The organism is Streptococcus infantis (genome assembly GCF_000963255.1).
Taxonomy (GTDB): Bacteria; Bacillota; Bacilli; order Lactobacillales; family Streptococcaceae; genus Streptococcus; species Streptococcus nidrosiense.
Window position 1 is genome coordinate 59,818 of the sequence record NZ_JYOV01000006.1, and the last position, 11,881, is coordinate 71,698.

At 40.3% G+C, this 11,881-nt stretch carries 10 protein-coding genes and 9 tRNA genes; 1 reads left to right on the forward strand and 18 read right to left on the reverse strand.

The features are described from left to right. Nucleotides 1-17: 17 nt before the first annotated feature. The 9 genes from TZ96_RS02715 to TZ96_RS02755 form a co-directional block, all read right to left on the reverse strand. Nucleotides 18-776: an ABC transporter permease gene (locus TZ96_RS02715; RefSeq protein ID WP_045762779.1), complete on the reverse strand. Its 759-nt coding sequence runs from the start codon at nt 774-776 to the stop codon at nt 18-20. Beyond that, complete coding sequence (locus TZ96_RS02720) at nt 739-1,029, reverse strand: thiamine-binding protein (protein WP_045762780.1); 291 nt, start codon at nt 1,027-1,029, stop codon at nt 739-741. Before TZ96_RS02720 ends, TZ96_RS02715 begins: the two co-directional genes overlap by 38 nt. A gap of 287 nt (nt 1,030-1,316) precedes the next feature. Further along, complete coding sequence (cls, locus tag TZ96_RS02725; RefSeq protein ID WP_045762781.1) at nt 1,317-2,849, reverse strand: cardiolipin synthase; 1,533 nt, start codon at nt 2,847-2,849, stop codon at nt 1,317-1,319. Nucleotides 2,850-3,020: 171 nt separating this feature from the next. Continuing rightward, a complete protein-coding gene (locus TZ96_RS02730) occupies nt 3,021-3,965 on the reverse strand; it encodes a 3-oxoacyl-[acyl-carrier-protein] synthase III C-terminal domain-containing protein (protein ID WP_045762782.1) in 945 nt (314 codons plus the stop codon). A gap of 14 nt (nt 3,966-3,979) precedes the next feature. After that, entirely contained in the window at nt 3,980-5,242 is a 1,263-nt protein-coding gene (locus TZ96_RS02735; protein WP_045762783.1) for a F390 synthetase-related protein, read from the reverse strand. Beyond that, on the reverse strand, nt 5,220-6,035 hold the full coding sequence (locus TZ96_RS02740) for an MBL fold metallo-hydrolase (RefSeq protein ID WP_045762784.1): 816 nt from the start codon (nt 6,033-6,035) through the stop codon (nt 5,220-5,222). The genes TZ96_RS02735 and TZ96_RS02740 overlap by 23 nt, the downstream gene beginning before the upstream one ends. Then, nucleotides 6,010-6,990, reverse strand: coding sequence for an NAD-dependent epimerase/dehydratase family protein (locus TZ96_RS02745; protein WP_045762793.1), 981 nt, complete (start codon nt 6,988-6,990; stop codon nt 6,010-6,012). The genes TZ96_RS02740 and TZ96_RS02745 overlap by 26 nt, the downstream gene beginning before the upstream one ends. Then, the gene (locus TZ96_RS02750; protein ID WP_045762785.1) at nt 6,990-8,261 is read right to left on the reverse strand and encodes a glycosyltransferase; all 1,272 of its coding nucleotides are present in this window, start codon (nt 8,259-8,261) and stop codon (nt 6,990-6,992) included. Before TZ96_RS02750 ends, TZ96_RS02745 begins: the two co-directional genes overlap by 1 nt. 183 nt (nt 8,262-8,444) lie before the next feature. Then, entirely contained in the window at nt 8,445-9,596 is a 1,152-nt protein-coding gene (locus tag TZ96_RS02755; protein WP_045762786.1) for an iron-containing alcohol dehydrogenase, read from the reverse strand. 306 nt (nt 9,597-9,902) lie between these two features. Between TZ96_RS02755 and TZ96_RS02765 the strand changes: the two genes are divergently transcribed. Then, complete coding sequence (locus TZ96_RS02765; RefSeq protein ID WP_045762788.1) at nt 9,903-10,967, forward strand: ISL3 family transposase; 1,065 nt, start codon at nt 9,903-9,905, stop codon at nt 10,965-10,967. Nucleotides 10,968-11,041: 74 nt separating this feature from the next. On the opposite strand, the gene TZ96_RS02770 is transcribed toward TZ96_RS02765, so the two are convergent. The 9 genes from TZ96_RS02770 to TZ96_RS02810 all read right to left on the reverse strand — a co-directional run bounded on the left by TZ96_RS02770 (nt 11,042) and on the right by TZ96_RS02810 (nt 11,821). Then, nucleotides 11,042-11,115: transfer RNA gene (locus tag TZ96_RS02770), tRNA-Pro, on the reverse strand. A 16-nt stretch (nt 11,116-11,131) separates the two neighbouring features. Continuing rightward, nucleotides 11,132-11,205, reverse strand: a tRNA-Arg gene (locus TZ96_RS02775). Between the two features lie 8 nt (nt 11,206-11,213). Beyond that, a tRNA-Leu gene (locus TZ96_RS02780) sits at nt 11,214-11,299 on the reverse strand. 7 nt (nt 11,300-11,306) lie between these two features. Further along, nucleotides 11,307-11,378, reverse strand: a tRNA-Gly gene (locus TZ96_RS02785). Between the two features lie 26 nt (nt 11,379-11,404). Beyond that, nucleotides 11,405-11,477, reverse strand: a tRNA-Thr gene (locus tag TZ96_RS02790). A gap of 12 nt (nt 11,478-11,489) precedes the next feature. Beyond that, nucleotides 11,490-11,571, reverse strand: a tRNA-Leu gene (locus TZ96_RS02795). 5 nt (nt 11,572-11,576) lie between these two features. Beyond that, nucleotides 11,577-11,649, reverse strand: a tRNA-Lys gene (locus TZ96_RS02800). Nucleotides 11,650-11,673: 24 nt separating this feature from the next. Beyond that, a tRNA-Asp gene (locus TZ96_RS02805) sits at nt 11,674-11,746 on the reverse strand. A gap of 2 nt (nt 11,747-11,748) precedes the next feature. Further along, nucleotides 11,749-11,821, reverse strand: a tRNA-Val gene (locus tag TZ96_RS02810). Between the last annotated feature and the right edge of the window lie 60 nt (nt 11,822-11,881).

Genomic DNA, 11,881 nt, shown 5'->3' on the forward strand with positions numbered 1-11,881 from the left:
TCTCAAACGTTATTGTTCTATGAACGTTTCCATTTAATCACATATTTTTCACTGATATCGACCAGCTTCATACCTAGAAGACTGATCAGCGATACCAGAATAATAATGGCAAACATGGTATCATACTGAAACAGTTTCTTGGACTGAATCATATAGACACCTAGTCCTTCAAAGCCTCCCAACCACTCAGATACCACTGTTGTAATAAAGGCGTAGGAGACGCTGACCCTGAGTCCTGCATAAAAGTAAGGCAGGCTGACAGGGATTTTAAAATGCCAGAGAATTTGCCAAGGATTGGCTCGCATCAGACTAAACAAGGTCAGCATATCCTTGTCACAATGCCTAAAACCGTCCAATATACTGACAATGATCGGGAAGGTTGTCGTCAAGATAATCAAGACAATCTTGGGCAAGATTCCGTAACCTAGCCACAAGATCAGGATAGGGGCTATGGCAATGGTTGGTATGGTCTGGACAACTACCATCATAGGATAAATCAGATCATTTAGCCAGCCCAGACTATCCATAAGGACAGCCATGATACAGGCTATTAAAACACCCAAGACCAAACCTAGTAAAGCTACTCTCAAGGTTGCCCAGCTATGGTACCAGAGAAATTCTCTGTCACGAACAAAAGACTGGAGAATCTCAAGTGGTGTCGGCAGGATAAACTTTGGTAAGAGCTTTAACAAACCCGCTACCTGCCAAAGAGATAAGACACCTAAAAATCCTAGCAGACTAATATGCCGTCTCATGATACTTTTCAAGTTTCTCATCAATACTTAAAATCTCTCCTATATTTATTTTCACATTGGCAAAAACATTGTCTGCCCCTTGACCTGCCACTTCTAGCGCTTCTTTTAGAATACGCATCAGTTCCTCAAAGTCTCCTTCTAGGACCGTCTCAAAAGGTGTCACCACCATGGACACTCCTTGAGCCTCCAGATAAGCAATAACTTGATCAATAAGGGCTATGCGGTCAATCCCTTGTGACAGGGGTAAGACTTGTAAAGCAATGCTTGCTTTCATTAAAACCTCCTTCTAAGTTACAGTTTTTCTTTGTAAAAAAAGAAAAACCTCTTTCATATATGAAAAAGGTGCAAAATTAGGCCAAGTATTCGTTCCCTACGCTGGCATTACCCAGATCAGGTGCGGTCGAAGTTTAACACTTCCTCTCAGACTGTACACAGACTCCCATATATTATATGGACATATGATAGCGCAAAATAAACAAGATGTCAAGGAAACTGCTTACAGAAAAAGAGGCGGTTCTCCACCTCTCCCTCTAATCATTTATTCTCAGTTAATTCTTTCAATTAAAGCATAGGGGCGAATAACTGAGCTACTTCTTTGATTAATGTTTGATACCAAGTAGGCTTGATTGTTCCAGGAAAAATTTCTTGCGATACTTCAAAAATCTCTTCAAAATCTTTGCCAATATCTGCTATTGACTCTGTTTTGTACAGTAATACTGCATTTTCATAGTGGTGAACCAAGCTTCGATAATCAAGGTTTATGGTCCCAACAACCGCAAATCGATCATCAACAATCATTTGCTTACTATGGATAAAACCAGGAGTATACTCGTAGATACGTACACCAGCAGACAAAAGATCAGGATAAGACCCTCTAGTTACTAACTGGATGAACTTTTTATCTGGGATAAATGGAGTTATAATTCTCACATCTACGCCTCGCATAGCCGCATTTTTGATATCCTCTGTCAAATCATAATCAATAATGAGATAAGGCGTGGTGATATAGACAAAATCTTCCGCTTGATTAATCAGGTTTTGATAGACGATTTTACCCACCTTCATTTGGTAGATTGGTTTTGGCCCACTGCCATATGGGATACAAAGTCCACTACCGGATCGTGTCTGATTTTCCAAATGATACTGATCAAAATCACTGATTTCTCCACGGTTGATGTACCAGTTCATGAGAAATAGTCTTGTAAAGGCTTGAGTCGCCGGACCATCGATCCGAATCCCACTATCCTTCCAATGTCCAAAACGTTCAATCTGATTGATATATTCGTCTGCAAGATTAATCCCGCCAGTATAGGAAATCTGCCCATCAATGACTAATATTTTTCGGTGGTCACGGTTATTATAGGCCACTGTCATACGAGGAATCACCTTATTAAACTTATGAGCATCGATTCCTTTAGACCGCAAATGAACCGTATAATCCCCCGGCAGAGTCACCATACAACCAATATCGTCGTAGAGCATCTTGACCTCGACTCCCTGAGCCGCCTTTTCTTCTAGAACTTCGAGCATACTATCCCACATCAATCCTTCTTCGACAATGTAATATTCTAGAAAAATAAATTTTTCAGCCCTCTTTAGATCCTCCAGCATCTGTTGCCACATTTTCTCACCATTTGCAAAGAATTGTGAGTCTGTCTGATCATAAACTTCTGCATTACTGTCCATATGCAATAAGGCATTGATAATCCCGTAGGCAGATTTATCAGTTTCCTGTATATCTTTATGAAGACTATGTTCGCGCTTTTCATGAGATGTGATAGCACGAAGTTCCTGTAATTGTTTAAATTCCTTTTTTGATAACCGACGCTCACCAAACATGATATAAAGCAAGGGACCAAAAACAGGGACAAAAGTAACAATCAACCACGTCACCTTACTTTCAGGAGACATAGAACGATTGACAATGGCTAAAACAGTCGCTACGCTGACAAGAAATACAAGAGCAACCCAAACAAGAGGAGCAATCTGGCTCATGTAAAGAATGACTGCAAAAACTACAAATAATTCTATCAGAATAATCGCAATGCTAAAACCATACTTGGACATCAATAGTCGAAATTTTCTAGTTCCCATAACTCTCTCTCAATTTCTAAGTATACTCCCTCATATACTATCTGAAAACGCTTATTACCTTCTAGTATACTTAGTTTCATAAAACTTAGCAAGTCTTTTCTGTATAGGCCGATAGTTCTACCTATAAAATTAATTTAAAAAACAGGCAACTTACATGTGCCTGCTCTCATATTACAATTTCAAAGCCAACATATTGACCGTCATACCAGCTGCAGTTCCCATCAAGAAGATAGTATCTCCTTCCTTCACATAGCCATGATCGAGTGCATAGGCCAAGCCAAAAGGTACCGCAACGGAAACCATATTCCCATACTCACTGACAATATTGAGATACTTGTCTTTACTAACTCCTAGTTTATCCATAACAAGTGGTAATGCTCGACTAGCTTGGTGTGGAATAATATAGTCTACAGCATCTTTAGAAATACCAGATTTCTCTTGGAATTCTTGGAACATTTCTGGAATGACACGAGCAGAAAGCAAGAGGATTTTCTTCCCTTTCATATTAAACATGAAATTGGTCTTAGTTTCTTCCGAGTACTCTTTTGGTTGGTAAGAAGTCAGACCTCCACGGATTTCAGTATCGTGGGCTCCCTCCGACCAAGTGCGTTGAAGGCTTGCTATCACTCCCTTATCCTTGTCACTTGCTTGGAAAATAAATGCTGCCGCCCCATCACCAAAGAGTTCATAACTTTCTTTTTGCTTTGGATTGAGCCCCAAGCTACCGACTTCACTGGAAACAATTAAGACACGATGATATTCTCCTGCTTCAATCAAATGTGACATAGTCGAAAGAGCAGAGATGAAACTTGTACAAGTCGTGTTGATATCCATAGCTGGTATAGAGAGTCCTTTTGCCACGCGTTCATGGATCAAAGCTGCCGTACATGGAATAGGCTGAACACCTACCGCGCTAGCTGATACAAGGCAATCAATGTCTTTAATACTTAAGTTTGCATTTTCAAGTGCACGTTGGATAGCTGCTTCTGCCAAATCTAGCTGTGTTTGTTCATTTTCTACGACACGATAACGCGTTTGGTCTTTAAATTGCACTGTGTTTTTGGGAAGGCAAACTCCATAGCCTGCAATTTCTACATGTCTTTTTACTTCTGTCATAATCTTTTGTCCTTTCATAAACGTTGGATACGTTTGAGTTTACGACTTGTATCCCAGTGATAATCTGAAAATCGAATTTCAGGTTCTTTAAACTCTTTTTGTTGAGCCAAGAGTCGGAACTGCTCTGTGATGGCTGTTTCTACTTGCTCATCCCTTCGACTCAGACAAACCTCCACTAACTCCTCAGAATGTTGTTTGACTTGGTAATCTCCAACATTCTCCACAAAGAGAATACAACGCCTGATGAAGTCTGGATAAATCGTTACCTGACCTCCATCCAGTCCTTCAAAGTAGAAGATATCATCAGAACGTCCTTCGACCTTGTCAATCCTTGTGTAATGAGATCCACATGAACAAGGTTCAGGATTTTCAACCAAGATATCGTTGAGCTGATAGCGATAAACAGGCTGACTGCTCCGCTTAAAGTCAGTAATGACTGGATAAAAACGACGGCCATCCAGGTAGTGCTTTTCCACAAAGATGATGTCTTCATTAAGATGCAGATTCCCAGCCGAACAAGTACAAGCTAGAAAACCTTCTGTTGCTTGATAGACCTGGTCAATAACTGGTAGTGCAAAAGCCGCAGAAATCCGTTCTCTGTCACTATCTTCCAAGATTTCAGCTACTGAAACGATTTTTTGTGGGTGAATGACTAACTCCCCAGCTTTTAGACGTTTGCTCAATTCAATCAACATAGAAGCAGGTGCCACCACAATGGTCGGTTGATAATTATTGAGACGCTCGATATGCTCATCTGTATTCTTGAAAATATCAAAGTACTCTAAACGAATGAGCGCCGTATTGATGGTCTGATACAATTCATTATCAGCTCTCAAAAAAAAGGCTATACGATGTCCAAAAAGGTGACCTTTGGGCAACATCTTTGCCAAGATAGCTGCTGCCCACATACTGCGCTCTTTTTCAGTTGTGATAAAAAGCCCCCGGTGTCCAGATGTTCCAGAAGACAACCCAACAGCTATTTCTCCCTTGAGCTCTGTAAAATTTCTGGTCTTTTCACTTTCGATAGCCAAAGCCAAGGCCTCATCTCTATCCACACCTTGAGTATTAAGCTCATTGAAATGCGTCATCATAAATGCTTTATCCATATGATCAAAATCACTGGGTACACCATTTTTAAAATAAGGTGACTCATGTTTTAGAAATTCCATATAGACATCTAGTTGCTTTTTCTGATAGCTTTCTAAGGCTTCTCGAGATTTAAAGTTATGAAGCCAACGAGTTTGGATAAAAGTTTTAAGAAAGGTTATTTTTTTCATACAAAATCCGCTCAATCCTTTCTATAGGGTCATGGCTGACAAGCACTTCTATACCATCCTTTAACACCTCTTCCAGTAGCTCTGTTCCTTTGATATAGTCAGCCTTACTATCTTGCACCAAGGAAGGAATCAGATGCATCTGTTTGGTGTAAGGTAAAAGGTCAATTCCCCAACAAAGGTCCGCTGCGATAAAGAGACGATAATCTGGCATAAAGAGACAGGCTTGGCCCTTTGCATGCCCATCAATAGATGAGACAAGGATACTCCCGTCTCCAAAAAGATCATTGGTGGAACGATAATTGAAGTTGGAGTTTTGCTGATCTGCCTTAATGATAGTCAATCTTTCCTCAAAAGTACTCGGCAAAAATTCTTTAAAAATTAAATCTTTTAGTTTGGGTTTCTTGTAAACATCATACACTTCCTGGGTTAGAATAAAGGTTGCATTCAGAAAGAAGCCAGCCCCTCCTAAATGATCTGGATGTAGATGAGACAGCAGGACATAATTAATTTCTTCTGGTTTAATTCCTTTAGCCTTCAGCAAATGCGAAATCTGATCCTGCTCTGTCATTTGAACGGGCGTCCCCAAGCGATATAAAGCATATCTTAGTTTTGTCTTAATATTGTAGTGATAGCCAGTATCATAAAGCACATAGCCCTTATCCCTATGTTTGATCAAAAAGACGCCTGCTGGGAAAGTCATCTTTCTATTCTTGACACCCTTAAAAAGCAAACCGGCATAACTCGTACAATATCCCGCTGGGAAATACTCAATGCTTTCGATAATCTTGGACATATTGTTCAATCCCTTCTGAAATACTAATTTTCGGATGATACCCCAATTCCCTCTTAGCCTTGCTAATATCCAGTGTTTGACTATAGCGAAGCAAGTAATAGGTATATCGTGTTAGAGGCGGCTCCCCTTTAAGGTTCAAGGTCTTGTATAGAAATTCTAAACTACTTGCAATTCCTGATAAGAGAGATGCTGGAATTTTTCTATATTTGATTGGGTAACCCAAACCTTTCAAACTTTCCTCTAGCAAATCCCTAAAAGCCCTCGGTTCGCCATTAGTAATGTTATAGACCTCACCTTTTGCTTCTGGGGCTTCTAAGGCTAAACGAATTGCGAGAGCAACATTTTCCACGCAAGTCATGTCCATGAGCTGACGCTCATCTCCAATTAAAGGAATGCCAATTTTTTGACTAAGATTGATCACCCGTGGCAAGATGCTGGTATCTCCAATCCCAAACAGTCCCCGAGGCCTCAAGATAATACTAGGAACATCTGGATAATCCTTAAAGAGTCTCTCCGAAGCCAATTTACTACGTATATAGTTATTGAGATTATTTTCCTCTGGAGCAGCACTTTCTTTGATTCCTAGTTGATCTTTTGGAGCAGCATAGATGCTTGGTGAGGAAACATAGACTAAACGCTGCATACCTACTCGACGACAAGCTTCGAGAACATATTTAGTTCCTAAAACATTGGTCTGATAAAAATCTTCCCATGGCCCCCAAATAGTTGAAAGAGCCCCAGCATGAACAACCATGTCCATCCCTTGACAAGCCTCTAATAAATCTTCTTCCTTTGTCAAATCCCCCTGAAAAAAACTGACAGAAGAGTCTTCCAAGGATTGCCCTACCTGACTGTTTCTACCAAAAGCTCGCACTTGATAACCATGTTCTACTAGTTCTTCTACTACATATTTACCCAAGAAACCAGTGGCTCCTGTAACTAATACTTTTTTCATCATTCTTTCTCCTTATCTGCTAACAGACGGTGGATTTCGCTTTCCAAAATTTCTGTTGGATGATAGGATTGTGCAGCCTGGCGTAAAATTTCTAATTCTGACCAATCTTCTTTAGCAATTAATTTTTCAAATGCCTGCCCAATCTCCTGGCTATTATCTCTTTTAGCTGTGAAAGCAACACCCGCTTCCACACCACGAACAGCATAATCATATTGGTCGTAGTCATGAGGCAAAATCAAAGCTGGTTTACCATAAATGATACACTGATAAAAAATTCCAGCTCCACCATGATGAATCACATAATCCATCTGAGGAATGTATTCTTTGTAAGGAAGATAAGAAACAAGGGACAAATTCTCCATCAGATTCTCACACTGAAAAGGTTCTCCACCAACTCCACGAGTCACAAAAAAGTGAAAATCAGGATGCGCTTTGGCTAGTTGCTTCGCTTGAAAGATTAGATTATCTTTGGCCCATGCCAGTTGTGTCCCACAAGTTACCAAAACCTTTTTTCGATTAGGGAAAACCGACAAATCTAATGGATAATCCTCTCCAGCCTCAACTGAAGCGCCAAAAGGTCCTACCCAGCGATAGTGCTCTGGAAATCCTTTCTTCAACTCCACTTCTTTCATCCCAATACCTAAGATAGAATAGGGAGAATAAATAGTTTCTTGGCCTTTCTGATTGTAAAGTTTAAAATGATAACGCCTTAAGCGGTCTCGTAATAATAAAGATACTATCCGTTTTCCCAAACGAGTTGTTTTTCTCCCAAGAAACTGCGCTAAAACCTGCCAGCAATTCTGGGGAGTCCCCATTCCCCCAAAGAAACAAGGTGGTCCATCAGTTGTTTCAATCGCAAACTGGGTCGCCATAGTTGTTATCCACGGGATCCCCATCTGCTCAGCTACAAGTCCACCGGATAGTGTGATAAAGTCTACTATGACAATATCCGGACGATGATTTGTCCATTCTTGGATTAATTGGTCCGAAACTAGGTTTACCAAATCAAGACTAGCAGACAACTGCCGATAGGCTGAAATAATTCCTAACTGCTCCTTATTGTTGGCAGCTTTTTCAAATTCCTTTACGTGTCCTTCTAAAATGGGAAGAACTTGAAAACCAACCGCCTCTGCAACAGCCTTTTTCTGAGGACCTGTAAGTAAACGAATCTCATACTGAGGATTTTGTAATAGTGGTGCAAGTAAATTCAAAGTAGGATAGAGATGCCCACTTAAGGGAAGAGCCACTACATCGATTTTGATTTTCTTCATAATCCTAGCATATCAAATTTTCCAAAAAAGAACTATCACGAGGATAGTTCATCTTAAATATTATTGGTTTTAAATCATAGGAATAGTATTTGATTTCCTAATACATTATTGGAATATTCGGGAGGAATTCATAATGTAAGAATCTTAAATTTACTATCCTCAAGGGCTCTGAAGTAGCTTTGCTTAGAACAATTCCTTATAGAAAGCAATGGTTTCTTCCAAAGTTGGCATGAATGGATTACCTGGTGCACAAGCATCAATCAAGGCATTCTTAGAAAGGTATTCAAAGTCAAAGTCTTTTTCTTCGATACCAAGTTCTGTCAATTTCTTAGGAATACCGACAGTTTCAGAAAGTTTTTCAATTTCAGAAATAGCATAAGCAGCACATTCTTCATCTGATTTTCCTTCAATTTGCATACCCAAGGCCTTAGCAACATTACGGAAGGCTACAGGTACACGTTTGGCATTTTCACGCTCAACGACTGGCAAAAGCATAGCACAGCAAACGCCATGAGGCAAATTATAGACAGCACCCAATTGGTGAGCCATTGAGTGAACATAGCCGAGTCCAGCATTGTTAAAGCTCATTCCTCCAAGGAAGATAGCATTAACCATACCTTCACGAGCTTCGATGTCGTGTCCATTTTCTACCGCACGTGGAAGATATTCTTTGATTAGCTCGATAGCTCCGATAGAGAGTTTCTTAGTCACATCATAAGCACCTGGTGTTACCAAAGCTTCAACGGCGTGAGTAAGAGCATCCATACCAGTAGCCGCAGTCAAAGCTTGAGGTTTTGAAACCATCAATTCAGGGTCATTAACAGAGATAAGGGCAAGACTGTTTTTATCCACCATTACCATTTTAACCTTACGTTCTTCATCAGTGATCACGTAATTAATGGTAATTTCTGCTGATGTACCTGCAGTAGTATTGATAGCGACAACAGGAAGGCCTTTTTGAGCAGATTTATGCAAACCTTCATAATCCTGTGGTTTACCACCATTCGTCGCGATTACAGAAATACAGCTAGCTGCATCCTGTGGAGAGCCACCACCGACCGAGATAATAAAGTCACAGTTGTGCTCTTTCAAAGCAGCAACCCCATCCATAACATTTTTACAAGTAGGGTTGGGTTCAACATCACTAAAGATAACGTAAGCAATTCCTTCATCATCTAAAGGTTTTAAAATTTTTGGCAAGATATCACTTGATTCAATAAATTTATCTGTTACCAAAAGAGCCTTACTATAACCCAACTCCTTAACATAAGGCCCAACTTCATTTACCACACCTTTACCAATAAGGTTAACTGCTGGAACGTAAAATGTTGCCATATTTTATCCTCCTTGCGCTTTTCACGCTATATATTTAGGTTAATTGTATAATATATTTTCTGTATTTTCAAATATTTGTGATTTTTTTAACAAATAGGAGATTGAAAAAATATTTTAATAAAATTTCATAAGGAACAGATAACCAGACAAATTTGAGATGGATTATTTTATTGAAAAAAAATGGCTCTATAATTTCTGTAATGGGTAAAACCACCGTAGGAATTATGGAGCCTATTTTGTTGTAGAAAAAAAGCCTCATATGACCTATAATGAAAAGCGACAAAACAACTCATTAGAAAGATTCATATGGAACAATTACATTTTATCACAAAACTCCTTGATATCAAAGACCCTAACATCAAGTTTCTAGATATCGTCAATATGGATACACACAAGGAAATCATCGCTAAACTGGACTATGACGCCCCGTCTTGCCCTGATTGTGGAAATCAAATGAAGAAATATGATTTTCAAAAACTGTCTAAGATTCCTTACCTTGAAACGACGGGCATGCCTACTAGAATTCGCCTTAGAAAGAGTCGATTCAAGTGCTATCATTGCTCGAAAATGGCTGTCGCTGAGACCTCTCTCGTCAAGAAAAAACACCAAATTCCTCGTATTATCAACCAAAAGATTGCTCAAAAGTTGATTGAAAAGACTTCTATGACTGATATTGCCCATCAGCTATCCATTTCAACTTCAACTGTTATTCGTAAGCTCAATGACTTTCACTTTAAGCATGATTTTTCTCGTCTTCCAGAGATTATGTCTTGGGATGAGTATGCCTTTACCAAGGGAAAGATGAGCTTTATTGCACAAGATTTTGACAAGCTCAATATCAACACCCTTCTTGAAGGAAGAACACAAGCTATCATCCGCAATCACTTTCTTCGCTACGATAGAGCTGTTCGCTATCAGGTGAAAATCATTACTATGGATATGTTTAGCCCTTACTATGACTTAGCTAGACAACTTTTTCCGTGTGCTAAAATCGTTTTGGATCGTTTTCACATTGTTCAACATCTTAGCCGAGCTATGAGTCGGGTTCGTGTCCAAATCATAAATCAATTTGATCGAAAATCTCATGAATACAAGGCTATCAAGCGGTATTGGAAACTCATCCAACAAGATAGTCGTAAACTCAGCGATAAACGATTTTATCACCCTACTTTTCGCATGCACTTAACGAATAAAGAGATTCTAGACAAGCTTTTGAGCTATTCAGAAAAGTTGAAACACCACTATAATCTCATCAAACTTATCAAACGAAATGCTTTTGGCTTCCGGAACTTTGAAAACTTTAAAACCAGAATCCTCATTGCTTTGAACATAAAAAAGGAGAGAACCATGTTGGTCCTCTCCAGGTTATAACTTTTCATCAACCCACTACAGTTGACAGAGAGCCTAAAAAAAGAACAACCAGTGTTCTTACTCTGTAATATCAATCGGGAAGACAGGATTCGAACCTGCGACACCTTGGTCCCAAACCAAGTACTCTACCAAGCTGAGCTACTTCCCGAGTTAAATAGAAAAAATGCACCCTAGAGGAGTCGAACCTCTAACCGCCTGATTCGTAGTCAGGTACTCTATCCAGTTGAGCTAAGGGTGCTCATTATATGCCGAGGACCGGGATCGAACCGGTACGATCGTTACCAATCGCAGGATTTTAAGTCCTGTGCGTCTGCCAGTTCCGCCACCCCGGCCTCTCTAAGCGAACGACGGGATTCGAACCCGCGACCCCCACCTTGGCAAGGTGGTGTTCTACCACTGAACTACGTTCGCATCGACCTCTTGGTTATATTAAAAAATGCCGGCTACATGACTTGAACACGCGACCCTCTGATTACAAATCAGATGCTCTACCAACTGAGCTAAGCCGGCTTATTTCTATTATGCGGGTTAAGGGACTTGAACCCCCACGCCGTTAAGCGCCAGATCCTAAATCTGGTGCGTCTGCCAATTCCGCCAAACCCGCAATGATGACCCGTACTGGGCTCGAACCAGTGACCCATTGATTAAAAGTCAATTGCTCTACCAACTGAGCTAACGAGTCTAAAATAACTTCCGTTATCTTAAACGGTCCCGACGGGAATCGAACCCGCGATCTTCGCCGTGACAGGGCGACGTGATAACCGCTACACTACGGGACCTATGGGAGTTAACGGGATCGAACCGCTGACCCTCTGCTTGTAAGGCAGATGCTCTCCCAGCTGAGCTAAACTCCCTTTAGCTAAGCGACTTCCTTATCTCACAGGGGGCAACCCCCAACTACTTCCGGCGTTCTA

What these genes read in the sequence shown, in the direction of transcription:
- TZ96_RS02755 (WP_045762786.1), bottom strand. Translation starts at nt 9,596, where the DNA reads ATGGCAACATTTTACGTTCCAGCAGTTAACCTTATTGGTAAAGGTGTG.
- TZ96_RS02735 (WP_045762783.1), bottom strand. Translation starts at nt 5,242, where the DNA reads ATGAAAAAAATAACCTTTCTTAAAACTTTTATCCAAACTCGTTGGCTT.
- TZ96_RS02750 (WP_045762785.1), bottom strand. Translation starts at nt 8,261, where the DNA reads ATGAAGAAAATCAAAATCGATGTAGTGGCTCTTCCCTTAAGTGGGCAT.
- TZ96_RS02715 (WP_045762779.1), bottom strand. Translation starts at nt 776, where the DNA reads ATGAGAAACTTGAAAAGTATCATGAGACGGCATATTAGTCTGCTAGGA.
- TZ96_RS02740 (WP_045762784.1), bottom strand. Translation starts at nt 6,035, where the DNA reads ATGTCCAAGATTATCGAAAGCATTGAGTATTTCCCAGCGGGATATTGT.
- TZ96_RS02745 (WP_045762793.1), bottom strand. Translation starts at nt 6,990, where the DNA reads ATGAAAAAAGTATTAGTTACAGGAGCCACTGGTTTCTTGGGTAAATAT.
- TZ96_RS02730 (WP_045762782.1), bottom strand. Translation starts at nt 3,965, where the DNA reads ATGACAGAAGTAAAAAGACATGTAGAAATTGCAGGCTATGGAGTTTGC.
- TZ96_RS02765 (WP_045762788.1), top strand. Translation starts at nt 9,903, where the DNA reads ATGGAACAATTACATTTTATCACAAAACTCCTTGATATCAAAGACCCT.
- cls (WP_045762781.1), bottom strand. Translation starts at nt 2,849, where the DNA reads ATGGGAACTAGAAAATTTCGACTATTGATGTCCAAGTATGGTTTTAGC.
- TZ96_RS02720 (WP_045762780.1), bottom strand. Translation starts at nt 1,029, where the DNA reads ATGAAAGCAAGCATTGCTTTACAAGTCTTACCCCTGTCACAAGGGATT.